Source organism: Actinophytocola xinjiangensis, assembly GCF_001921215.1.
Lineage (GTDB): Bacteria > Actinomycetota > Actinomycetes > Mycobacteriales > Pseudonocardiaceae > Actinophytocola > Actinophytocola xinjiangensis.
The window spans coordinates 1-22,794 of sequence record NZ_MSIF01000002.1 but is presented as its reverse complement, the minus strand read 5'-3'; the positions used below and the strand labels follow the sequence as shown (position 1 = coordinate 22,794).

Here is a 22,794-nt window from a genome sequence, read left to right as displayed (position 1 = left end):
TCAGGGCTGGCGGAAGGCCACGCGGTGATGGTACTTGCGGCTCGTTACACCGCGCGCACCCCGTGTCAAGGGGCAAACCCGTGCTGGTGGCGCGGCGCCGCTACGCTCGCGTCGGGAAGGATCCGCGAGGGCCGAAGAACGGTGGGCATGTCGACGGTGAGTGAGCAGACCACGGAGGCGGCGGTCAGCGCGACGCCGGCGCCGGTCTCGCGCAAGCGGGTGTGGTTCCGGCGGGTGATGCTGGTCCTGCTGCTCGGGTTCGCCGTGGCGGCGATCGTGACCAACCGTGACGGGCTGGCGGAGGCGCTGCGGGAGACCGCGCCGTGGGCGATTCCGGCGGCGTTCGTGCCGGGGCTGCTGGCGTTGGGGACCTCGCTGGGCCAGTGGCGTTCACTGCTGGCCGACGTCGGATCGCGGCTGCCGTGGCGGCCCGCGGCCCGGATCTTCTTCCTCAGTCAGCTCGGCAAGTACGTGCCGGGCAGCGTGTGGTCGATCCTGACCCAGATGGAGCTGTCCCAGCAGCACAACGTGCCCAAACGGTCGGTGCTGACGGTCGGCGTCCTGTCGATCGCGATCGCGGTGACCACCGGGCTGACGGTGGCGGTGGTGATGCTGCCGTTCGCGATGCCCGACGCGCTGGCGCGGTACTGGTGGGTGCTGCTGGTGCTGCCGGTGCTGGTGTCGCTGCTGGTGCCGGCGGTGCTCAACCGGTGTCTCGGCCTGGTGTTGCGGCTGGCGCGCCGGGATCCGCTGCCCAAGCCGCCGTCGTGGCGCGGGCTGGGCACCACGGCCTCGTTCCAGTTCACCACCTGGCTGCTGCTGGGGGTGCACGCGTGGATCCTGCTGATCGGCCTTGGCGCGCCGGCGTTGAGCGCGTTGCCGGTGGCGATCGGCGGGTACGCGCTGGCCTACTCGGTCGGTCAGATGGCCATCGGGCTGCCGGCGGGCGCCGGGGTGCGCGAGGCGGTGTTGACGTTGGTGATGTCGACGGTGGTGCCGGCGCCGGCGGCGTTGTTGCTCGCGTTGCTTTCTCGCGCGTTGCTCACTCTGGTCGACCTGACGATGGCGGGAACGCAGTACGTGATCGGCCGGCGGGCGACCGCGAAGGCCGCTGAGGTCGCCGAACAGGCCTGACGGGACGGACCGGCCGGAACCCGACCCACCCTCCACTACCGAGCGTGATCTTGGTATACCGCAGCGCACATACCTCGATAACGAGGCCATAACGTCTGCGCTACTCTGTCGCTCCTGCTGTGGAGAGGTTCACTCACATGAGCAGAGTGCTGGAGGACGGGGCCCGCCTGCCAGGCGCGGTCCCGACCCGTGGGCCCAACCGGTCCGCCGAGGACGGTGCCACCTCGGCGCGGCTGTTGTCGTGGTGCCTGCTGGGCGCCGTCGGCGCGTTCACCGTGATCGGGATCGGCTGGCCGCTGGTCGGCCACGGCGTGTTCGCCCCGACCGACCTGTTGGCGAACTGGGCGCCCTACGCCAACACCGTCCTGGCCGGAACCACCCCCGGCAACCCCTTCCTGCAGGACGTCGCCGACGGGGTGATCCCGCAGACCGCGCTGTTCGTCGACCAGGTCATGAGCGGTTCGAGCGGCGCGTGGAACCCGTACCAGCTGGGCGGTGTCCCGCTGGGCGCGGTGCCCAACAACGCGGTGTTCAACCCGCTGAGCCTGCCCTTCTACGTGCTGCCCGCCTGGTTCGCGCCGGCGTGGGTGAAGGTCGCGGAGATCGCCGTCGCGGTCGGCGGCACGTTCCTGTTCGCCCGCCGCCTCGGCCTGGGCCGCCCGGCCGCGCTGGCCGGCGGTCTGGCGTTCGCCACCAGCGCGTTCCTGCTGGCCTGGACGGGCTGGCCGCAGACCCGCACGGCCGCGTTCGTCCCGGTGCTGTTCTGGGCGGTCGAGCGGCTGGCCACGCGCCGCCGACCGACCGACGGTGTGCTGGTGGCGCTGGCCGGCGCGGCGATGCTGCTCGGCGGATTTCCGGCGGTCACCGGGTACGCGCTGCTCACCGCGGGCGTCTACTTCGCGGTGCGGATCGGCGCGCTGCACCGGGGACGGCGGCTGGCCGGGGTCGCCGCCGGCGGGGTCGCCGCCGTCGCCGGGGCGTTCGGGCTCGCGGCCTTCCAACTGCTGCCGTTCGCGTCGTTCATGGCCCAGGCGCACGTGTGGGGCCGCGAGCAGACCCCGGCCGACCACCTGCCGTTCTCGTCGCTGGTCACCGCGATCGCCCCGGACGCGCTGGGCGCCACCCACGCCGGCACCAACATCGTCGAGATGCTGTCCTACGTCGGCGCCGCCACCCTGCTGCTGGCGCTGGCCGGGGTGGCGGCCGGGCGGGCGCTGCTGCCGCGCGGGGTGTGGTGGTTCCTGGTCGCCTCGACCGGGGTGGCGGTGGTGCTGATGTACGCGGGCGGCCCGCCGCTGGCCGTGGCCCAGCAACTGCCGGTGCTGTTCGCCGAGAACTTCGTCGGCCGGCTGCGGTCGGTGCTGGGGCTGCTGGTCGCGGTGCTGGCGGCGGTCGGGTTCGAGGTGGTGGCGCGCCGGCACCGGGCCGGCGGGCGGGTGTGGACCTGGACGGTGTGGGGCGGCGCCGGGCTCGGCGGGCTGGCGGTGGTGGTCGCGGCCTGGCCGGCGACCTCCCGGCCGGACCTGCTGGTCGGCCTGGCGTTCCTCGCGGCCGCCGGCGGGTGTCTGGCGCTGGCCTGGTGGGGGCGGCGGCGGATCGCGCTGGCCGGGGTCGCGGTGCTGGTCGCTGCCCAGGCGCTGGTGTTCGCCGTGCCGTTCTGGGCGCACGCCGACCGCGAGACGTTCTACCCGAGGACACCCGTGCACGAGTTCCTCGCGGCCAACCTGGGCGCCGACCGCTACGCCTCCCCCGTCGACACCCTGCTTCCCGGCGAGAGCTCGCTGCACCGGCTGCGCGCGCTGACCGGGCACGGCTTCGCCGACCGGCGCCTCGGTGAGCTCGTCGAGGCGCTGCCGGGCCGCCAGTTCCGGGACCCGCCGACGCTGCCGTCGCTGGTGCCGCGCGCCCCGGTGGTCACCAGCCCGATCCTGGACCGGCTTTCGGTGCGCTACTTCGTGGCCGCCACGTCCGCGCCGCTCATGGACGAGCCCGACGACGGCCTGCGCGTGGTCATGTCCGAGCCGGCCACGGTCTACCAGCGGGAACGGGCCCTGCCGCGCGTGCGGTGGGCCGGGCGGTCGGTCGTCGAACCGGACCCGGACCGCCGGCTGGCGATGCTCGCCGGCGGGGACCTCGACCCCGACGAGGTTCTGCTCGACGCCCCCGCCGGCCGGTCAGGCGGCGCCGACGCCACGCTCGACGTCGCCGTCGACGAGGCCGAGACGATCGAGGTCCGGGTGACCGCCACCGGCGCCGGTCACCTGGTCGTCGCCGACGCGCTGCGCACCGGCTGGCAGGTGGAGGTCGACGGCGAACCGGCGCCGCTGCTGGCCGCCGACCACGCCCTGAGCGCCGTCGCCGTCGGCGCCGGGACCCACACCGTCCGGCTCACCTACGCCACCCCCACCAACGGCGCCGGGACGTGGCTGTCCGCCGCGACCGGCGCGATCCTGTGCGCACTGATCATCGTCGAGCGGTTCTCGCGCAGGAGGCAGTACGCAACGACCCAACCCGATGTCGAACTCGGAACCAGGGACTAGAGGCTGCCATGCGGATCGCCGTCATCGGCCCCACTCACCCGTTCAAGGGTGGAATCTCCCAGTACACCACCGAACTCGCCCACCAACTGACCGCCGCCGGGCACGACGTCGCGCTGGAGTCGTGGTCCCACCAGTACCCGGCGCGGCTCTACCCCGGCCGGCTGACCGTCGACAGGCCGGAACTGCCGGTGTTCCCGCACACCCACCGCAAACTGTCCTGGCGCCGCCCGGACTCCTGGTACGCCTGCGGGCGCCGGGTCCGCGACCACGACCTGGTCGTGCTCGTGGTCGCCAGCCCCGTGCAGATGCCGGCCTACCGGGGCGTGCTCGCCGGGCTGGGCACCGGCCGGCGGGCCAGGGTCGTCACCCAGTGCCACAACGTGCTGCCGCACGAACGCGGCCCGGCCGACCTGCGGCTCATCCGGGGCGTGCTGGCCAGGGTCGACGGGGTCATGACCCACTCCAACACCCAGGCCGAGCTCGCCGCGTCGCTGACCGACGCGCCGGTGGCCGTGGAACAGCTGGCGCCGCTGGTGGTCGCGCCGTCGCGGCACCGCTACCGCGACCCGACGCTGCACCGGCGGCTGCTGTTCTTCGGCCTGGTCCGCCCCTACAAGGGCCTGGACGTGCTGCTGCGCGCGCTGGCCGCCGGCCCGCCGGACGTGTCGCTGACCGTGGCCGGCGAGTTCTGGGGCGACATGGCCTCGGTCGTCGACGACCTGGTCGACGAGCTCGGTCTGGCCGACCGGGTCGACCTGCGGCCCGGCTACGTCGACGCGGAGAACGTGCCCGGCCTGTTCCGGGGCGTGGACGCGATGGTGCTGCCCTACCGGTCGGTGACCGCGTCGGTGAACACGTTCCTGGCCTTCGAGCACGGCGTGCCGGTCATCGCCTCCAACATCGGTACGCTGCCCGATGATGTCCAGGACGGGGTCGACGGCCTGCTCGCGGTGCCCGACGACGTGGACTCGCTGGCGGCGACGCTGTGCGAGTTCTACGCCGGGAACACCGCGCTGCGGCTGCGGTCGGCCGTGCGCCGCCCCGACGCGGAGCCGCAGTGGAACCGCTACCTCAAGGCACTGACCTCGTTCGCCGAGGACGCCAGGTGACCGTGACCCGGCCCGGACCCGCGCACTGGGTCCGGGTCGGGTTCCTGGTCGTGGCCCTGGCCTTCGGGGTCGTGTTCGTCGCCGCCCGCTGGCCGCAGCTGCGCGCCGCGCTCGGCCAGCTGTCGTGGGGTCTGGTGGCGGCCGCGGCGGTGCCGGCCGCGGCGAGCATCCTGGCCACCGGCCAGGGCTGGCGCACCATGCTCGCCGACCTCGGCGGCCGGCTGCCGGTGCGCGGCGCGGCGCGGGTGTTCCTGTTGGGTCAGCTGGGCAAGTACCTGCCGGGGTCGGTCTGGTCGTTCCTCGCGCAGGCCGAGCTGGCCCGCGACCACGCGGTGTCCAGGAAGATCACGGTCACCGGCAGTGTGCTGGGGCTGCTGCTGGCGCTGGGCACCGGCGCGGCGACGGCGGTGGTGATGCTGCCGGCCGGCGACGGGGCGCTGCGGCGGTACTGGTGGATGGTGCCGGTCGTGCTGGCCGGCGTGACGTTCCTGCACCCCAGGGTCGTGGGGCCGGTACTGGACCGGGTGCTGCGGCTGCTGCGCCGGGAGCCGCTGGTGCGGTGGCCGAGCTACCGGGGGCTGCTCACCGCCGCCGGCTGGTACACGCTGGGCTGGCTGCTGCTCGGGCTGCACTGCTGGCTGCTGATGATCGGGTTCGGCGCCCCGGCTGGGCCGTCGCTGCCGCTGGCGGTCGGCGGGCTGGCGCTGGCGTTCTGCCTGGGTCTGCTGTTCGTGCCGGCGCCGGCCGGGGTCGGGATCCGCGAGGTCGCGCTGGTGCTGGCGTTCGGGCCGGTACTCGGTCACGGCGAGTCGCTGGCCGTGGCGCTGATCTCCCGGATAATGCTCACCATGCTGGACTTCGTCATGGCCGCCGCCACCCTGCCGGTGTGCCGGGCGGACCGGCAGGCGCCCCGCGCCAGGGCCGCCGCCGACGAAGGGACCCGACCATGACCAAGGCAGCTCCTCCCGGTGGTCTGGCCCTCAACGTCGCCCGGCGGGTCGCCGAGCGCGTGCTGTGGACCAGGGTGGCGCTGCGGCGGCGGATCGAGGCCAGGTCCGGCGAGCCGCGCCCGGTGCCGCCGCCGATGCCCGACACCGACCTGCTGCGCGACTCGGCGTCCTGGCAGGCGGCGGTGGCCGAGTGCAAGCGGCTCAAGCTGCCGCTGCACCGCGACATCCCGAAGAACTGGGACGCGCTCGGCGCCGTCGGCACGGTGCTGCGCACGGTCGGGCGGGAGGCGGCGGTGCTCGACGCCGGCGCGGCCAGGTACTCCTCGATCCTGCCCTGGTTACGCCTCTACGGGCTGACCGACCTGGTCGGCATCAACCTGGAGTTCGGTTCGCAGGTGCGGCGCTCGGGCGTGCGGTTCCGCTACGGCGACATCACCGCCACCGACTTCCCCGACGCCCGGTTCGACGCGGTGACCTGCATGAGCGTCATCGAGCACGGGGTCGAGCTCGGGCCCTTCGCCGCCGAGTGCGCGCGGATCGTGCGGCCGGGCGGGCTGGTGATCGTGGCCACCGACTACGACATGGAGCCGCCGGACACCACCGGGGTCACCGCCTACGGGCAGCCGGTGCACATCTTCTCCCCCGACGACATCCGCGAGTTCGTGTGGCTGGCGGCCAAGCACGGGCTGGCGCTGCGGGGGGAGCTGCGGCTGGAGCACATCGAGCGGCCGGTGTACTGGAACCGCACCAGGTTGGACTACACGTTCATCCGGCTCGCGTTCGACCGGGTCTGATCGGGCAGACTCGGGGACATGACCGATGACGACCATGACGACGACCCGTACCTCTGGCTGGAGGAGGTCACCGGGGACACCGCCCTGGAGTGGGTGCGGGCACGCAACGCCGAGGCCGTCGACGAGCTGACCGGCGCGCCGCGTTTCGCCGCCCTGCGCGACGAGGTCCGCGAGGTGCTCGACGCCGACGACCGCATCCCGTACCCGCGCCGGCGCGGCGAGTACCTGTACAACTTCTGGCAGGACGCCGCCCACCCGCGCGGCCTGTGGCGGCGCACGACCCTGGAGTCCTACCGGGAGCCGGAGCCGGTGTGGGAGATCGTGCTCGACGTGGACGCGCTGGCCGAGGCCGAGGGCGAGAGCTGGGTGTGGCAGGGCGCGGCGGTGCTGCGCCCCGGGTACCGGCGGGCGCTGGTGGAGCTGTCCCGGGGCGGCGCCGACGCGGCCGTCGTCCGCGAGTTCGACCTCGTCTCGCTGTCCTTTGTGGAGGATGGCTTTTCCTTGCCGGAGGCCAAGAGCCGCGTCGGATGGATCGACGAGGACACCATCTACGTCGGCACCGACCTCGGCGAGGGCTCGCTCACCGCCTCCGGCTACCCGAGGATCGCCAAGCAGTGGCGGCGCGGCACCCCACTCGCCGACGCGACGACCGTGTTCGAGGGCAAGCCCGACGACGTCTCGGCCGGCGCCTACCACGACCCCACCGAGGGCTACGAACGCGACTTCGTCTACCGCAACCCGGACTTCTACCGCACCGAGAAGTTCCTGCGCACCCCGTCGGGCCTGGTGCGGATCGAGGTCCCCGAGGACGCCGAGACCTCGGTCCACCGCGAGTGGCTGCTGGTCTCGACCCGTTCGGAGTGGACGGTCGGCGACCTCACCTACCCGTCGGGCGCCCTGCTGGCCACCCGCTTCGACGACTTCCTGGCCGGCGGGCGGTCCTTCGACGTGCTGTTCGCACCGGACGAGCACACGTCGCTGTCCTACCACGCGTGGACGCGCCACCACCTGATCCTGGCCATGCTGCACGACGTCAAGAGCCGCTTCGAGGTGCTGACCCCCGGACCGGACGGCTGGGCCCGCGCGCCGCTGGCCGGCGTCCCCGAGGTCGGCTCGGCCGACATCCTGGACACCAGCCCCGACGAGTCCGACGAGTACTGGCTCAACGCCAGCGGCTACACCCAGCCGGCGACCCTGTACCGGGGCGAGATCGGCGCGCAGCCGCAGGTCCTGCGCCGCGCCCCCGCGTTCTTCCCGGCGCAGGACCTTGAGGCACACCAACACTTCGCGACCTCCGACGACGGCACCCGCATCCCGTACTTCGTCGTCGGCCGCCCCGGCGCCACCGGCCCCACCCTGCTGTACGGCTACGGCGGCTTCGAGGTCTCGCTGACCCCCGGGTACAGCGGCATCATCGGCCGGGGCTGGCTGGCCAGGGGCGGCACCTACGTCGTGGCCAACATCCGCGGCGGCGGCGAGTACGGCCCGACCTGGCACCAGTCGGTCCTGCGCGCCGAAAGGCCGCGCGTGTACGAGGACTTCGCCGCCGTGGCACGGGATCTGGTCGACCGGGGGCTGACCAGCCCGGAGCGCCTGGCCACCATGGGCGGGTCCAACGGCGGCCTGCTGATGGGTGTGATGCTCACCCGCTACCCGGAGCTGTTCGGGGCGATCGTGTGCCAGGTGCCGCTGCTGGACATGCGCCGCTACCACCGGCTGCTGGCCGGGGCGTCCTGGATGGCCGAGTACGGCGACCCGGACGAGCCGGCGGACTGGGCGTTCCTGCGGGAGTACTCGCCGTACCAGAACGTCGACGCCGACCGCCCGTACCCACCGACGTTCGTCCTGACCTCCACCCGCGACGACCGCGTCCACCCCGGTCACGCCAGGAAGATGGTCGCCCGCCTGCGCGAACTGGACCACGACGTCCGCTACTACGAGAACATCGAGGGCGGTCACGGCGGCGCCGCCGACAACGCCCAGGCCGCGTTCAAATGGGCTCTGGTGTACGAGTTCCTGTGGCGAACACTGTCGCGATGAGGTCCCGGACGGGTCGGGGCGGCGCCGCCAGCAGCGCGGTCAGGTCGGTGTCGCCGGCCAGCAGGACGCCGGCGGCGGCGTTGGCCAGCAGCGACAAGGTGTGCGTGACCTGGTAGGCGGGCGCGCCGGCCAGGGCCGCGCGGGCGTCGGCCAGCGTGACCGGCCGGTAGCCGACGGACAACAGCCCGGCGAGGTCGTCGCCGCCCAGCGCGGCGACGCCCTCGAGCTCGTAGGTGCGCCCGGCGTGGGCGGACCGGCCGCCGGCGTCCAGGTCACGCCCGACCTCGGCGGCCACCCGCACCGCGACGTCGGCGAGATCGGCCCGGGCGACGACCGACACCCGGCCGGTGCCCAGCGCGGCGGTGAGCTCGCCTCCGCCCGCCGCCCCGGCCAGGGCGAGACCGGCCAGTAGTTCGGCGTAGAACCCGTTGCGCAGCACAGTGACCGCGAACGGGGCGGCGGCCAGGCGGGCCTCGGTCCAGCGGTGGGCCAGCGCCAGGGTCGTGTGTTCCCCCGAGCCGGCGAGGCTGGTGTAGATCACGTGCCGTACCCCGGCGGCGGCCGCGGCGTCCACGACGGCGCCGTGCCGGGCGAGCACCACGTCGTCCTCGGCGAACCCGGCGGAGACGAACACCAGCACGTCGACCCCGGCGAAACCGGTGGCCAGGGTGCGCGGGTCGTCGAAGTCGACGCGCCGCCCGGCGGGGCCTGGTCGGCTGCTGGCGGCGGTGACGTCGAGCCCGTCCACGGCCGACAGTCCGGCGTGGATCAGGCCGCCGAGCGCGCCCGAGGTTCCGGTGACGAGAATCATCGGCAGGTCCTCCGCGTTGGTAGCTGGTGCGAGCAGCGTCCCCGCACACCGGCGGGACGGTAAGGAGGCACTTCGATGTCGGTCACGAACACGGCGGTCACCGCCCAGGTCACCGGCCCCTGCGGGGACGACGACTGTGGGATTCGCGACGTCCTGGACCGGTTGGGCGACCGGTGGAGCGTGCTGGTGGTGGTCGAGCTGGCGAAGGGTGTGCGCCGTTTCCGGGAGCTGGAACGCGCGATCCCCGGTATCTCGCAGCGGATGCTGACCCTGACCACCAAACGTCTTGGCCGCGACGGGCTGGTCGAGCGCACCGCCCACGCGACGATCCCGCCGCAGGTCGAGTACCGCCTCACCGACCTCGGGCGGAGTCTCGCCGGGCTGATCACCCAGCTGGCGGACTGGTCCCGTGAGCACGCTCCCGCCATCGAGGCCGCCCGCACCCGCTGGGACTCCACGTGACGTGCAATGCATTGGTTGCACGTTAGGGCGGGACGTGCAACCATCGCGTTGCACGTCGAAGCGAGGTGGACGATGAGCGGGAACACCGACCGGATCGAACGGTCGATCGAGATCGACGCGAACCCGAACCGGGTCTGGCAGCTGGTGTCCGAACCAGGCTGGTGGATCAACGACGGCCGCATCACCGAACACCGCGTCGACCACGACGGCGACCTCGCCATCGTGCACGACCCGGTGCACGGAGCCTTCCCCGTTCGCACGGTGCGGCTGGAACCGCCGCGCTACGCCGCCTACCGCTGGCTGACCACCGACAGCGCCGGCCGCCCCGACGACCAACGATCGACCCTGGTCGAGTTCTGGATCGAGGACCGCCCCGGCCCCGGCGTGCTCCTGCGGGTCGTCGAGAGCGGCCTGCACACCCTGGACGCCACCGAGGACCAGCGGCGACGCACCCTCGACGAGCACACCGAAGGCTGGGAGACCGAACTCGCCGCCGCCCGCCACGCCCTGGACGCCCCGTGAGCGTCGACGTCGGCCAGGTCTTCGCGGCGCTGAGCGACCCCCACCGGCGCCACCTGCTGGAAACCCTCGGCGACCACCCCCACGGCGCGACGGCCACCACCCTCGCCCTCCCGCTGCCGGTGTCACGCCAGGCGGTCGACCGGCACCTGCGCGTCCTGGAACGAGCCGGCCTGGTCAGCTCCGCCCGCCGAGGCCGGGAAACCCTCTTCGCCGTACGCCCCGAACAGCTGACCCGCTCCGCCGCCTGGCTGACCGACCTCGGGAAACGCTGGGACCGGCGCCTGGAACGCCTCAAGAACACCGCCGAGTCAGGAGGAACACCGTGACCGACCGCCCCACCTTCGCCGGCGGACGCAACATCGCGATGAAGGTGCCCCCGCACCAGTGGGAGGCCACCGTCGCCTTCTACCGCGACACCCTCGCCCTGCGCGAACTGGACAACCCCTACACCTCCGGCCCGCCGTCGGTCGGCTTCGCCTTCGGCCCCAACCACCTGTGGATCGACCGCGTCCCCGGCATGAGCCAGACCGAACTGTGGCTCCAGGTCACCACCTCAGACACCGCGACCGCCGCCCACCACCTGGCCACCGACGGCGTCACCCGCTGCGACGACATCGAACCGCTGGACAGCGACTCGGCGTTCTGGATCACCAGCCCGGCCGCCATCGTCCACCTGGTGTCCGAACCGGACCCCGCGTAGCGGCCTGTCCGGCGCGGCGTGCCGTCCCGGGCCGGCTCACCGCGTGACCCGGTCGTGGCGCGGGTCGTAGGTGAACAACGGACGTTCGGGAACGTTCTCCGGGGTGAAGATCACCGGCTTGCCCAGTGCCCGGCCGATGTCCCGGAAGAAGGCCAGCAGAACGTCCAGCCGCCGCTGTCCCAGCAGTTCCGCAGGGGCGAAGTCGATCTCGATCTGCTCGACCGTGAAGAAGTGGACATTGGCCTGGATCTCCGGAACCGGCCTGATGTCCAGCAGCCGAGCGTCGTCGTCGCCACGGTTGAGGACGTCGTCCGCGCGTTCCGGCAGCCGCTGCTCGCGCTGGTCCACCGTGTAGGTGTGCGGCCACCTGGCGCGCACCAGGTCAAGAAAGGTCTGCCAGTCCGTCAACCCGGTGTCCTGGACGTAGGCATCGCGCAGGCTTCCGTCCAGAGAGAAGCAGTCCTCGACGTCCTCCCAGCGCAACCCCGTCATCCGGCAATTCTGCCTTGTCACGCATCCGAAATTCGGAAAAGGGGAGCCGGCCCCGAAGGGCCGGCTCCCCTTTCCGGGTCACACGTGTCAGCTGCAGCCGGAGGTCGAGCCGCAGCCCTCACAGACGTAGCACGAACCCGCCGGGCGCATCTTCGTGCCGCAGGTCATGCACAGCGGGGCGTCGGCGACCTTGCCGAGGTGCAGTTCCAGCAGCTCGGTCGAGCTGTGCGCCTCGGTGATCTCCGGCTCGTCCTTCGCCGACTCCACCGCCGTGCGCGGCGTGGCGTCGACCGTGGTGCGCAGGGCCTCCAGGTCGACGTCCGAGGACGTGCCGTAGTCGGCGCTGACCTGGGCGGCGCGCTCGTCGGCGGTGAACACGCCCAGCTGCGCGCGCTTCTCGTAGGGCAGGTGGTCCAGGGCCAACCTGCGGAACAGGTAGTCCAGGACACTCGTCGCGATGCGCACGTCCGGGTCGTCGGTCATGCCCGCCGGCTCGAAGCGCAGGTTCTGGAACTTCGAGACGTAGAACTCCAGCGGGATCCCGTACTGCAACCCCACCGAGATCGACATCGAGAACGCGTCCATCACGCCGGCCAGCGTCGAACCCTGCTTGCCCAGCTTCACGAAGATCTCGCCCAGACCGTCGTCCGGGTAGGACCCCGCGTGCAGGTAGCCCTCGGCCCCGCCGACGGTGAACGACACCGTCTGCGACGGGCGCTTCTTCGGCAGGCGCTTGCGGACCGGCCGGTACTCGATCACCGTCTCCGGCTCCGCCGACGCCTTCGCGCCCTTGCCCGCCGACAGCGGCTGGCCCACCTTGCAGTTGTCGCGGTAGATCGCCAGGGCCTTGAGACCCAGCTTCCAGCCCTCGAAGTAGATCTGCTCGACGTCCTCGACGGTCGCCGCCTCCGGCATGTTCACCGTCTTGGAGATCGCGCCGGAGATGAACGGCTGGACCGCCGCCATCATCCGCACGTGACCCATCGGGGCGATCGAACGCTCACCCATCGCGCAGTCGAACACCTCGTAGTGCTCGTGGCGCAGCCCCGGGGCGTCCACCACGTGACCGTGCTCGGCGACGTACTCGACGATCGCCTCGATCTGCTCGTCCTGGTAGCCCAACGACTTCAGCGCGCGCGGCACCGTCTGGTTGACGATCTGCATCGAACCGCCGCCGACCAGCTTCTTGAACTTCACCAGCGCCAGGTCCGGCTCGATGCCGGTCGTGTCGCAGTCCATCATCAGGCCGATCGTGCCCGTGGGGGCCAGCACCGACGCCTGCGCGTTGCGCCACCCCTGCTCGGCGCCCAACCGCAGACCCAGCTGCCACTCCTGGGTCGCGCGGCGCTGCACCAACGCGTCGTTGACGTGGTAGGTGCGGATCAGGTCGTTGGCCGCGGCGTGCTTGCGCATGACCCGCTGGTGCGCGTCGGCGTTGCGGGCGTAGCCCTCGTACGCGCCGACAACCCCGGCCAGCTCCGCCGACCGGCGGTAGGCGGTGCCGGTCATCAGCGAGGTGATCGACGCGGCCAGCGCGCGACCCCCCTCGGAGTCGTAGGCGTGGCCGGTGGCCATCAGCAGCGCGCCCAGGTTGGCGTAGCCGATGCCCAGCTGGCGGAACTTGCGGGTGGTGTCACCGATCGGCTCGGTCGGGAAGTCCGCGAAGCAGATGGAGATGTCCATCGCCGTGATGACCAGCTCCACCGACCGGGCGAACACGTCGGCGTCGAACGTGCCGTCCTCACGCAGGAACTTCAACAGGTTCAGCGACGCCAGGTTGCAGCTGGAGTTGTCCAGGTGCAGGTACTCGCTGCACGGGTTGGACGCGGTGATCCGGCCCGACTCGGGGCAGGTGTGCCAGTCGTTGATCGTGTCGTCGTACTGCACGCCCGGGTCGGCGCACTCCCACGCGGCGTGCGCCATCTTGCGGAACAGCGCCTTCGCGTCGGTGCGCTCCAGCACCTCGCCGGTGGTGCGGGACCGCAGCCCGAAGTCGGTGCCGGCGTCGACGGCACGCATGAACTCGTCGGACACCCGGATCGAGTTGTTGGCGTTCTGGTACTGCACCGAGGTGATGTCGGCGCCACCGAGGTCCATGTCGAAACCGGCGTCACGCAGGACGCGGATCTTGCGCTCCTCCTTGGCCTTGGTCTCGATGAACTCCTCGACGTCCGGGTGGTCGACGTCCAGCACGACCATCTTCGCCGCGCGCCGGGTGGCGCCACCGGACTTGATGGTGCCGGCCGAGGCGTCGGCGCCGCGCATGAACGACACCGGGCCGGACGCGGTGCCGCCGGAGGACAGCAGCTCCTTGGACGAACGGATCCTGGACAGGTTCAGGCCGGCGCCGGAGCCGCCCTTGAAGATCAGGCCCTCTTCGCGGTACCAGTTGAGAATCGAGTCCATCGTGTCGTCGACGGCGAGGATGAAACAGTTGTGCACACGCAGGTTCTCGACGAGGAACTCGCCGCTCTCGGTCTGGATGTCGAAGACCTCCATCGGACCGAGGTGCTCGATACGGGCGATCTCCAGACGCTTCGTCGCCCGTGCCGGCAGCCCGGGGAGGTCGAACGACGCCTCCAGCTTGGCCGCCTTCACCGGGTCGACGAACCCGATCTCGTCGGCGAAGATCCTGCGGTCACCGGCGCTCTGGATCCGCAGCTCCCACAGGTCATGCCGGTTTTCCCGGGTCTCCTTCTTGTGACCGACCTGAGCGAAGATCCCGAAGCGCGCCAACAGTGCCTGGGCACCCCTGATCAGCTTCTCACTGATCATGCCAACCCCGACGAGCGTCGACCGCTCCCGAGCGGAGACGAATCCCTCCGCCTGGAACAGGCTCCGCAGGTAGGCGGCGACGACGGGGAGCGGTGCGGCGAACAACCGCTCGGGCACCTCCATGTCGACGCCCCGATCACGAAGCCGCCAGCTGTCGACGAACTCCTCGAGAACGTTTCCGTACAACCGGGTGCGCCGGCAGTCCAAGGTGGTGTCCTGCGTGGGAACCACACGTTCGTGCCGGTGGACGTCGGGGAACACCACATCCAGCGCGTCGCACACCCACGCCAGTTCGGCGTCGGTGACCGTCATCGCCTCGATCGTCAGCGAACTGTTGGTGCCGGCGTACTGCCCCACGAACCCGTCCGACTGGAGCCAGCCGGCGAGAGCCGATTCCGCGATCTCCCGCCGGGTGACCTCCGCCTCCCCGTAGGACGACCGCCGGTGCCATTCGAGCTGGTCGCCGGGGCGCAGCGTGCCGGCCTCGACGAACCGACCCGTGCCATCCCCGGTCGCCTTCCACACCAGGTGGTCGGCCGTGACGTCGAGCTGGTGACCGGCCTTGGTGTGCAGGCGGTAGACCTCACGCACACCGTTGGCCTTGGTGGCGACGATCTTGGTCACGCCGTGGGCGTCGTACACCTTCGCACCGACAGCGTCGTCGGCCACCAACTGACCGATGGGGACGAGACCCCCAGGCGTGTTGACCAGCGAGTCGTAGGGCAGGCACGCCGACACCTGCTGAGGTGAGCTGGTGCCGACGTTGAACCAGACCGGCGAGTTGAAGCTGAACACCTGGTGCAGCAGCATCCAGACCAGCTCGTGCTCGAAGACCTCGGCGTCGGCGGGCGTGCCGAAGTAGCCGTGCTTGACGCCGGCGTCCACATAGGTCCGCACCACCCGGTCGATCAGCTGGCGCAGCGAGTGCTCACGCACCGGGGTGCCCACGGCGCCCCGGAAGTACTTGCTGGTGACGATGTTGGTCGCGTTGACCGACCAGAACTCGGGGAACTCGACCCCGCGCTGCTCGAAGTTGACCGAACCGTCGCGCCAGTTGGTCATCACCACGTCGCGCTGTTCCCAGGTCACCTCGTCGTACGGGTGCACCCCCTCGGTGGTGTGCACCCGCCGGACGGTGAGCCCACCGTCCGCCAGCCCACGCTCCGACGTGTCGACGGTTTCCGTCATGCCCTGACCCTCTCCCTCGTTGCTCGCTCGTCCCACACGTGCCACCGGGTTCCCCACCCGGTGAGGTCCTGATCGCTGCCTGGCGCGTCGCCGTGTCGCGCTCCGGCGGCTGGTTCGACTCATGTCCCCTCGTGTTCCGCTTTCCTGGCCATCGCGTCGCGCAGGCCCGCGATCTCCTTCTCGAAGTCCTCTATGGACGAGAAGGACCGGTACACACTGGCGAAGCGCAGGTAGGCCACCTCGTCGAGCTCGCGCAGCGGCCCGAGGATCGCCAGCCCGACCTCGTGGCTGGGGATCTCGGCCGCGCCGGTCGACCGGATCGCGTCCTCGACCCGCTGGGCCAGCTGTTGCAGGTCGTCCTCGTTGACCGGCCGGCCCTGGCAGGCGCGGCGGACCCCGGTGACGACCTTCTCCCGGCTGAACGGCTCGGTGACCCCGGACCGCTTCACCACGGCCAGGACGGCCTCCTCGACGGTGGTGAACCGGCGGCTGCACTTCGCGCAGGACCGGCGGCGCCGGATGACCTGGCCCTCGTCCACCTCTCGGGAGTCGACGACCCGGGAGTCCGAATGACGACAGAACGGACACCTCATCCGAACCACCCCTCGTGCGCGCCGGACAGCCCAACAGGAGATCATCTTGTGGATGCAGCGGTGGACAACCGGTGGACAGGTCGCCCCAACCTGTGGACTAACTACAGTGATGTAACTACTAGATGTTGGGGTCGACGGTAGGCCGAGACGCCACATGATGCAAGTCGGACACCCCCGACACGCGGGACGAGTGGCGGCGACCACACCACCGGCGGGCATGCTCACGGCCCGTACGCGCACCCACCGAACCCGTACCCGGACGCGCCGCTCCAGCGCCGCGACAGGCTACGGTCAGCACGTGGCCAGAAACCGCCTGCGAACCCTGCGCCGCGGCGACCAGGTGATCACCTGGACCGCCCGCATCCGCCACGTCCCCGGCTCGGGCGACTGCCACCGGGGCATCCGCGTCCGCGCCTGGGCCGCCGGGAAGAACAGCCAGGCGCTGGAGGTCGACCTGCTCTCGACGAACTGGCCCGCGCCGCCGGGTGCCTGCGCCACCGACGGCGCCTACCCGACGAGCGGCGACGTGCGCGCGATCGTCGACCACGCCCTGGCGCACGGCTGGGAGCCCGGACAGCGCGGCGGGACCTTCCGGCTCACCGAGGCCGAGCACGCGACAACGTTCGAGCTGACCACCTTCCTGCTCACCGACCGGCTGGTCGATCCGGGCGCGCCGGATCCGACCGCGCGGGTCGTGGAGCGGTCAGCCCTCGGCGGGGACGCGCAACGGCTGACCGGGGCGTAGCCCGGCGTCGAGCGCGTTCAGTTCCCTGATCCGGTCGACGACCGCGCCCCGGTCGCTGGACGGGGCCATCCTGGCGGCGAGGTCCGAGAGGGTCTCCCCCGGCTGCACCCGCACCACCTCCGTCCTGGCCGGGACGTCCACCGCTCCGGCACCCGCGAGGGCGCCGAGGCCGATGACCGCCAGGCACACCGCCGCGCCGGCCGTGATCAACGACAGGGCCGAGATCCGCTGCCTCGGGCGGCACGTGGTGCTCACCACGACGCGGGGCGCGCCCGCCACCCGGCGGCGGGTCGGCGGGGCGGTGTAGCCGTAGACGCGTACGCGGCGCGGTGGCGCGGATAGCGGGTCGGCCGGGATCGTCAGCTGGACCGGTACGCGTGCCGCCGCACCCTGTCCCACCTGCTCCGTCCTGTGCGCCGCGACGCTCATGTCGGCCTCCCGAACCGTCGAACACCTGACCGAACCTCGAACAGTCGTTCGATCGAACCCTCGTGCGAATTTGTAGCACAGGGAACCGGCGGAAAACGAGACCCGCACGGCGTGTCGTCGAACAGGTGTTTGATCTCGTCGTGGCCGACGGTTAACGTCGAAGGTGCACGTGAAAACAGACAGTCACGCCCGGATCGTCGAGGCGGTCCGGCACGCAGGGAGGCAGTGCAGTGCCACGCAAACCGGGAGGAATACCCAAGGGTGTACCGAAGCGGAAGCCGTTGCGGGGCAACCTGCGCAGTTTCCCGGAGGTCAACACCGGCGACGACGTCGAACTCCCCGTCCGCCAGCGGGAGGTGCTCGAGGTCATCCGTACCTGGGTCGAGCGTTTCGGGTATCCGCCGAGCGTCCGCGAGATCGGTGAGGCGGTCGGCCTGACCTCCACCTCCTCGGTCGCCTACCAGCTGCGTGCCCTGGAACAGAAGGGCTACCTGCGCCGCGACCCCAACCGGCCGCGCGCCATCGGTGTCCTGCCGCCCGACGCGATCCCGGTCCCGGCCCAGCCCGAGGTCGGCGCCGCGACGCTGGTCAGCGAGGGCACCGCCGACACCGCCTCGACCACCGACTCGCCCCGCCCGGCCTACGTCCCTGTCCTGGGCCGGATCGCCGCCGGTGGGCCGATCCTGGCCGAGGAGGCCGTCGAGGACGTCTTCCCGCTGCCGAAGGAGATCGTCGGCGAGGGGTCGCTGTTCCTGCTGCGGGTCACCGGTGACTCGATGGTCGACGCCGCCATCACCGACCAGGACTGGGTCGTCGTGCGCCAACAGCCGACCGCCGACAACGGCGAGATCGTCGCCGCCATGATCGACGGCGAGGCCACGGTGAAGACGTTCAAGCGCAAGGACGGGCACGTCTGGCTGATGCCGCACAACGACGCCTACGAGCCCATCCCCGGCGACGACGCCAGCATCCTGGGCAAGGTGGTCGCGGTCCTGCGCCGACTCTGACCACTCACCGCCGCCGGGCGCGGCGGCGGACGAACAGCAGCGTGCCTCCCACGAGCACGACGGCGACCACGGCGACCACGGCGGCCGGCAGGGCGGACATCCCATCCTCCCCTGACCGGCCGCTGGTCTCGTCCGACCCACCACTCGACCGCGCCGACGACGGCGCCGACGGGGAGGGCGACGGGGACGGGGACGGTTCCGGCGGGGCGACGAGCGCGGCGGCGCCCGGGACGGCCCGCACCGGCTCACCGGTGCCCTCCGAGGCCGACAGCAGCGTGCCGTCCGGTTCGAAGGCGATCGCCTCGCCCTGGGCCTCGTCGGGCAACGGGATCCGCACCGCCGTGGTCCCCAGCGCCGCCACCAGGTCGTCCTCGACGTGCCACAGGTACGCGTCGGTGTAGGTCCGCAGCGCCACCACCGAGCCGTCCGCGCTGGTCGCGCCTCCGGTCACGGTCACCGAACCGACGAACGCCGGCACCGGACCGCCCTGGGTGCCCGTCGGTGCGAAGTCGACCGAGCCGACCACCTCCAGCGGCGTGGGCCCCGGGCTGGCCAGCTCACCGGCCGGCCGGAACACCTTCGCCTGGCCGGAGGTCGATTTGGAGACCAGGTAGGGCGTGCCGTCCCGGTCCAGCAGCAGCGCCTCGGTGTCGTGCGCGCCGTCCGGGTAGGTCAGCCGGTGCAGGGTCGCTGACCCGTCCGGGGTCAACGCGATCAGCGCGACGGTGTCCCGGTCGCGGTCGTTGTCGCCGGTGTCCGACAGCCAGAACGTGCCGTCCCGGCCGCGCGCGAGGTCCTCGACGTCGTAGGGGTCGATGTCGCCGACGATCTCCCGGTCGACCGCGCAGTCCTTGGTCAGCACCACGACGGTGGCCTGGGTGCCGCCGTCGTTGACCGCGTACCAGTGGTCCCGGCCGGCGACCAGACCGGACAGCTCACTCAGCCGTGGATCGGTGATGGTGCACCTGACCTGCGGTTCCCGCGGCTGGACGGCCGCTGCCCTGGTCGGCGCGACCAACGCCAACCCGGGCAGCAGTAACACCGCGAGCAGTGCTCCCCGCACGCCGACACCTCCGTGGACCCGATCCCGGCGTCCACGGTAACGCCTCAGACGGACGTGCCGTTCACCGCGAAGTCGCCGAGCATGCCGGCCAGGTCCGGCTTGACCTTCGCGGCCAGGACCGTGCCCCGCTCGGTGTGCCGCTCGGTGAGCACCTCACCCTCCCGGTGGACCCGCGCGACGAGTTCGCCGCGCGCGTACGGGACGAGCACCTCGACCTCGACGTCCGGCCGGGGGATCAGGCCGGCGACCCGTTCCCGCAGCTCCTCGATGCCCAGACCGGTGTGCGCGGAGACGAACACCGCGCCGGGCAGCAGGTTGCGCAGCCGCGCCAGCGCCAGCTCGTTGGCCGCGTCGATCTTGTTCACGACCACCAGCTCGGTCGGCAGCTTCTCCTCGCGCCGGTCGGCGATCTCGCCGAGCACCTCACGCACCGCCTCCACCTGCCACTCCGGGTTCGGGTCGGACCCGTCCACGACGTGCAGGATCAGGTCGGCGTCGGCCACCTCGTCCAGCGTGGACTGGAACGCGTCGACCAGCTGGTGGGGCAGGTGCCGCACGAACCCGACCGTGTCGGTGAGCGTGTACGTGCGCCCGTCGGGCGTGGTGGTGCGCCGGGTGGTCGCGTCCAGGGTGGCGAACAGCGCGTCCTCCACCAGGACCCCGGCGCCGGTCAGCGCGTTGAGCAGGCTCGACTTGCCGGCGTTGGTGTACCCGGCGATGGCGACGCTGGGCACCTCGTTGGCCGTGCGGCGGCCGCGCTTGGTCTCGCGCACCGTGCTCATCGCGGCGATCTCCTTGCGCAGCTTGGAGATCCTGGTCCGGATGCGCCGACGGTCGGTCTCCAGCTTGGTCTCACCGGGGCCACGCGTACCGACACCGCCGGTCGCGCCGCCGGCGCGGCCACCGGCCTGCCGGGACAGTGCCTCACCCCAGCCGCGCAGGCGCGGCATGAAGTACTGCAACTGGGCCAGTTCGACCTGCGCCTTGCCCTCCTTGGAGCGGGCGTGCTGGGCGAAGATGTCCAGGATCAGGGCCGTCCGGTCGATGACCTTGACCTTGAGCTTGGCCTCCAGCTGGCGCAGCTGGGACGGGGACAGCTCCCCGTCGCAGATGACCGTGTCGGCGCCGGCCGAGGCGACCATCCCGGACAGCTCCGCGACCTTGCCGGAACCGATGTAGGTGGCCGGGTCCGGCCGGTCACGACGCTGGACGAGGCCGTCGAGGACCTCCGAGCCCGCGGTCTCGGCGAGCCTGGCCAGTTCGGCCAGCGACGCCTCCGACTGGGCGGCACTGCCCTCGGTCCACACCCCGACCAGCACGACCCGTTCGAGCCGCAACTGGCGGTACTCGACCTCGGTGACGTCGGTGAGTTCGGTCGACAGACCGGAAACGCGCCGCAACGCGGCACGGTCGGAGAGCTCAAGTTCACCCGTGGAGAGCTCAGCCAGGTCAGTCAACCCGTAGTCGGTGTGCCCGTCGGTTTGCCGCTGATTGAGATTCTCTGTCACGTGGTGAAACCCTCTTTCTCGATCCGTTCGTGCCGGTCAGCACATGGTCGCATGCACCAGCGAACGAATCGACGGAATTATTCCGCCGCCGACTCCCACCACGATCGTTCGATTTCGCCGCGCGCGACGAAAACGGCCGGTCCGGTGAGGGTGCAGGTGTCGTCTCCGATCACCACGCGCACCCGTCCGCCTGGTATGTCAACGTCCGCCGCGCCCGTTTGGTGCCCGGACGCGTGCAACACCCCGGTCACGGCCGCGACCGTGCCGGTGCCGCACGACCGGGTCTCGCCGACGCCGCGCTCGTGCACCCGCATCCGGATCCGGTCCGGCGCCTCGACCACCACGAACTCGACGTTCACCCCGTCGGGGAAGACCGCCCGGTCGAACTCCGGCGCCACCGTGAGGTCCAGGTCGTCGAGGCGCTCGACCCGGCACACCAGGTGCGGGTTACCGACGTCGACCGCGACCCCGGGGAACCGCCGGTCGCCGAGCACCGCCTCGGACTCGCCGAACACCGCCGCCTTGCCCATGTCGACGGTGACCTCGCCGTGCTCGTCGATCCGCACGTCACGGACCCCGGCCCGGGTGCCGACGGGGAACTCGCGGCCCTCGACCAGGCCATCGTCGAGCAGGTAGCGGGCGAACACCCGCACGCCGTTGCCGCACATCTCGGCGACCGAGCCGTCGGCGTTGCGGTAGTCCATGAACCAGGCGCCGGGGTGCTCGCGGTCGCGCACGACCCGCAGCACGCCGTCGGCACCCAGCCCGCCCCGGCGGTCACACAACGCGCGGACACGGGCGGGCGTGAGGTCGAGCGCGGCGTCGGGGTCGGGCAGCAGCACGAAGTCGTTCTCAGTGCCGTGCCCCTTGACGAACGGAATGTGCACGGTACCGACCCTAGGCCAGATCGCGGACCGTCCCCAGCAGACCGTCCCCGGCCGCGTCCAGCCAGTGGACGCGCTTGTCGCGGCGGAACCAGGAACGCTGCCGGCGGACGAACCGGCGGGTCGCCCGCACGGTCGCCGTCGCGGCCTCGGCGAGGTCGTGACGGCCGTCGATGGCGTCCAGGACCTGCTGGTAGCCCAGGGCCCTGGCGGCGGTGCGGCCCTCGCGCAGGCCCTGGCCGTCGAGCCGGCGGACCTCCTCGACCAGGCCGTCGTCGAACATCCGGTGCACGCGCCGCTCGATCCGCTCGTCGAGGGCCTCGACGTCCAGGTCGAGTCCGATCTGGACGGTGTCCCAGCGGGCCGGTCCCTCCCGGGGCATCGTCGCCGAGAACGGGCGGCCGGTCAGCTCGATGACCTCCAGCGCCCGCACCACCCGGCGCCCGTTGCTCGGCAGGATCGCGGCGGCGGCCGGCGGGTCGAGGGTGACCAGTCGGGAGTGCAGGGTCGCCGCGCCGACGTCGGCCAGTTCGGCCTCCAGCCGGGCACGGATACCGGCGTCGGTGCCGGGGAACTCCAGGTCGTCGAGCACGGCGCGGACGTAGAGGCCGGACCCGCCGACCAGGATCGGCACCCGCCCGGCCGCGAGCAGCCGCTCGACGACCGCGCGCGCGTCACGCTGGTAGGCGGCGACCGACGCCGTCTGGGTGACGTCCAGGACGTCGAGCAGGTGGTGGGGCACCGAGCGCCGCTCGGCCGCGGTGACCTTGGCGGTGCCGATGTCCATGCCCCGGTAGAGCTGCATCGCATCGGCGTTGACCACCTCGCCGCCCAGTTCCTCGGCCAGCGCGATGCCCAGCGCGGACTTGCCGGTCCCGGTCGGGCCGACGATCGCCAGCGGCCTCACCGGGCCGGGTCCCAGACCGCGAAGTGGTAGGCCACGCCGAAGGGCACCAGCAGGCTGGCCCGCACGGCGCGCCAGCCCCGGGGCGCGGCGCCGGCCAGCACCTGCCACGGCGCCCGGCCGGCGGCGCCCAGCTCGGCGGCC

21 protein-coding genes are annotated in these 22,794 nt (G+C 71.9%); 12 read left to right on the top strand and 9 right to left on the bottom strand.

Annotated elements, in window-relative coordinates:
- Nucleotides 1-147: 147 nt before the first annotated feature.
- The 6 genes from BLA60_RS04960 (at nucleotide 148) to BLA60_RS04935 (ending at nucleotide 8,567) form a co-directional block, all read left to right on the top strand.
- Nucleotides 148-1,134 (top strand): lysylphosphatidylglycerol synthase domain-containing protein, encoded by a 987-nt coding sequence (locus BLA60_RS04960; RefSeq protein ID WP_162292902.1) that lies wholly within the window; start codon nucleotides 148-150, stop codon nucleotides 1,132-1,134.
- Nucleotides 1,135-1,271: 137 nt separating this feature from the next.
- Nucleotides 1,272-3,674 carry a glycosyltransferase family protein gene (locus BLA60_RS04955; protein WP_154814131.1) on the top strand — a complete coding sequence of 801 codons (2,403 nt, stop codon included), beginning with the start codon at nucleotides 1,272-1,274 and terminating at the stop codon, nucleotides 3,672-3,674.
- 8 nt (nucleotides 3,675-3,682) lie between these two features.
- Nucleotides 3,683-4,783, top strand: a complete 1,101-nt coding sequence (locus BLA60_RS04950) for a glycosyltransferase family 4 protein (RefSeq protein WP_075131554.1) — start codon at nucleotides 3,683-3,685, stop codon at nucleotides 4,781-4,783.
- Nucleotides 4,780-5,733, top strand: coding sequence for a lysylphosphatidylglycerol synthase domain-containing protein (locus BLA60_RS04945; protein WP_162292901.1), 954 nt, complete (start codon nucleotides 4,780-4,782; stop codon nucleotides 5,731-5,733). The genes BLA60_RS04950 and BLA60_RS04945 overlap by 4 nt, the downstream gene beginning before the upstream one ends.
- The gene (locus BLA60_RS04940; protein WP_075131553.1) at nucleotides 5,730-6,527 is read left to right on the top strand and encodes a class I SAM-dependent methyltransferase; all 798 of its coding nucleotides are present in this window, start codon (nucleotides 5,730-5,732) and stop codon (nucleotides 6,525-6,527) included. Before BLA60_RS04945 ends, BLA60_RS04940 begins: the two co-directional genes overlap by 4 nt.
- Before the next feature lie 18 nt (nucleotides 6,528-6,545).
- Nucleotides 6,546-8,567, top strand: coding sequence for a prolyl oligopeptidase family serine peptidase (locus BLA60_RS04935; RefSeq protein WP_075131552.1), 2,022 nt, complete (start codon nucleotides 6,546-6,548; stop codon nucleotides 8,565-8,567).
- Here the strand turns inward: BLA60_RS04935 and BLA60_RS04930 are convergent.
- A complete protein-coding gene (locus tag BLA60_RS04930; RefSeq protein WP_075131551.1) occupies nucleotides 8,518-9,378 on the bottom strand; it encodes an NAD(P)H-binding protein in 861 nt (286 codons plus the stop codon). The genes BLA60_RS04935 and BLA60_RS04930 overlap by 50 nt on opposite strands.
- A 75-nt stretch (nucleotides 9,379-9,453) precedes the next feature.
- Between BLA60_RS04930 and BLA60_RS04925 the strand changes: the two genes are divergently transcribed.
- The 4 genes from BLA60_RS04925 (at nucleotide 9,454) to BLA60_RS04910 (ending at nucleotide 11,062) form a co-directional block, all read left to right on the top strand.
- A complete protein-coding gene (locus BLA60_RS04925) occupies nucleotides 9,454-9,840 on the top strand; it encodes a winged helix-turn-helix transcriptional regulator (RefSeq protein WP_075131550.1) in 387 nt (128 codons plus the stop codon).
- A 72-nt stretch (nucleotides 9,841-9,912) separates the two neighbouring features.
- Nucleotides 9,913-10,362, top strand: a complete 450-nt coding sequence (locus BLA60_RS04920; RefSeq protein ID WP_075131549.1) for an SRPBCC family protein — start codon at nucleotides 9,913-9,915, stop codon at nucleotides 10,360-10,362.
- Nucleotides 10,359-10,688 carry an ArsR/SmtB family transcription factor gene (locus BLA60_RS04915; RefSeq protein WP_075131548.1) on the top strand — a complete coding sequence of 110 codons (330 nt, stop codon included), beginning with the start codon at nucleotides 10,359-10,361 and terminating at the stop codon, nucleotides 10,686-10,688. Before BLA60_RS04920 ends, BLA60_RS04915 begins: the two co-directional genes overlap by 4 nt.
- Nucleotides 10,685-11,062, top strand: a complete 378-nt coding sequence (locus tag BLA60_RS04910) for a VOC family protein (RefSeq protein WP_075131547.1) — start codon at nucleotides 10,685-10,687, stop codon at nucleotides 11,060-11,062. Before BLA60_RS04915 ends, BLA60_RS04910 begins: the two co-directional genes overlap by 4 nt.
- Nucleotides 11,063-11,098: 36 nt before the next feature.
- On the opposite strand, the gene BLA60_RS04905 is transcribed toward BLA60_RS04910, so the two are convergent.
- The 3 genes from BLA60_RS04905 to nrdR form a co-directional block, all read right to left on the bottom strand.
- On the bottom strand, nucleotides 11,099-11,554 hold the full coding sequence (locus BLA60_RS04905) for a hypothetical protein (RefSeq protein WP_075131546.1): 456 nt from the start codon (nucleotides 11,552-11,554) through the stop codon (nucleotides 11,099-11,101).
- A gap of 87 nt (nucleotides 11,555-11,641) precedes the next feature.
- Entirely contained in the window at nucleotides 11,642-15,517 is a 3,876-nt protein-coding gene (locus tag BLA60_RS04900; protein WP_075131545.1) for a vitamin B12-dependent ribonucleotide reductase, read from the bottom strand.
- A 119-nt stretch (nucleotides 15,518-15,636) separates the two neighbouring features.
- Entirely contained in the window at nucleotides 15,637-16,110 is a 474-nt protein-coding gene (nrdR, locus tag BLA60_RS04895) for a transcriptional regulator NrdR (protein ID WP_075131544.1), read from the bottom strand.
- A gap of 298 nt (nucleotides 16,111-16,408) precedes the next feature.
- On the opposite strand from nrdR, the gene BLA60_RS04890 reads away from it, so the two are divergent.
- Nucleotides 16,409-16,855, top strand: a complete 447-nt coding sequence (locus tag BLA60_RS04890) for a hypothetical protein (RefSeq protein ID WP_211288609.1) — start codon at nucleotides 16,409-16,411, stop codon at nucleotides 16,853-16,855.
- On the opposite strand, the gene BLA60_RS42955 is transcribed toward BLA60_RS04890, so the two are convergent.
- Nucleotides 16,814-17,284 carry a LysM peptidoglycan-binding domain-containing protein gene (locus BLA60_RS42955; RefSeq protein WP_154814130.1) on the bottom strand — a complete coding sequence of 157 codons (471 nt, stop codon included), beginning with the start codon at nucleotides 17,282-17,284 and terminating at the stop codon, nucleotides 16,814-16,816. The genes BLA60_RS04890 and BLA60_RS42955 overlap by 42 nt on opposite strands.
- A 281-nt stretch (nucleotides 17,285-17,565) precedes the next feature.
- Between BLA60_RS42955 and lexA the strand changes: the two genes are divergently transcribed.
- Nucleotides 17,566-18,291, top strand: a complete 726-nt coding sequence (gene lexA / locus BLA60_RS04880; RefSeq protein ID WP_425427038.1) for a transcriptional repressor LexA — start codon at nucleotides 17,566-17,568, stop codon at nucleotides 18,289-18,291.
- Between the two features lie 4 nt (nucleotides 18,292-18,295).
- Here lexA and BLA60_RS04875 read toward each other — a convergent pair whose 3' ends face one another.
- The 4 genes from BLA60_RS04875 to miaA all read right to left on the bottom strand — a co-directional run bounded on the left by BLA60_RS04875 (nucleotide 18,296) and on the right by miaA (nucleotide 22,653).
- Nucleotides 18,296-19,354, bottom strand: coding sequence for an SdiA-regulated/phytase-like domain-containing protein (locus BLA60_RS04875; RefSeq protein ID WP_075131543.1), 1,059 nt, complete (start codon nucleotides 19,352-19,354; stop codon nucleotides 18,296-18,298).
- A gap of 44 nt (nucleotides 19,355-19,398) precedes the next feature.
- A complete protein-coding gene (hflX, locus tag BLA60_RS04870; protein ID WP_154814189.1) occupies nucleotides 19,399-20,811 on the bottom strand; it encodes a GTPase HflX in 1,413 nt (470 codons plus the stop codon).
- A gap of 128 nt (nucleotides 20,812-20,939) precedes the next feature.
- A complete protein-coding gene (dapF, locus tag BLA60_RS04865; RefSeq protein ID WP_084734658.1) occupies nucleotides 20,940-21,749 on the bottom strand; it encodes a diaminopimelate epimerase in 810 nt (269 codons plus the stop codon).
- A gap of 10 nt (nucleotides 21,750-21,759) precedes the next feature.
- Complete coding sequence (miaA, locus tag BLA60_RS04860; protein ID WP_075131540.1) at nucleotides 21,760-22,653, bottom strand: tRNA (adenosine(37)-N6)-dimethylallyltransferase MiaA; 894 nt, start codon at nucleotides 22,651-22,653, stop codon at nucleotides 21,760-21,762.
- Between the last annotated feature and the right edge of the window lie 141 nt (nucleotides 22,654-22,794).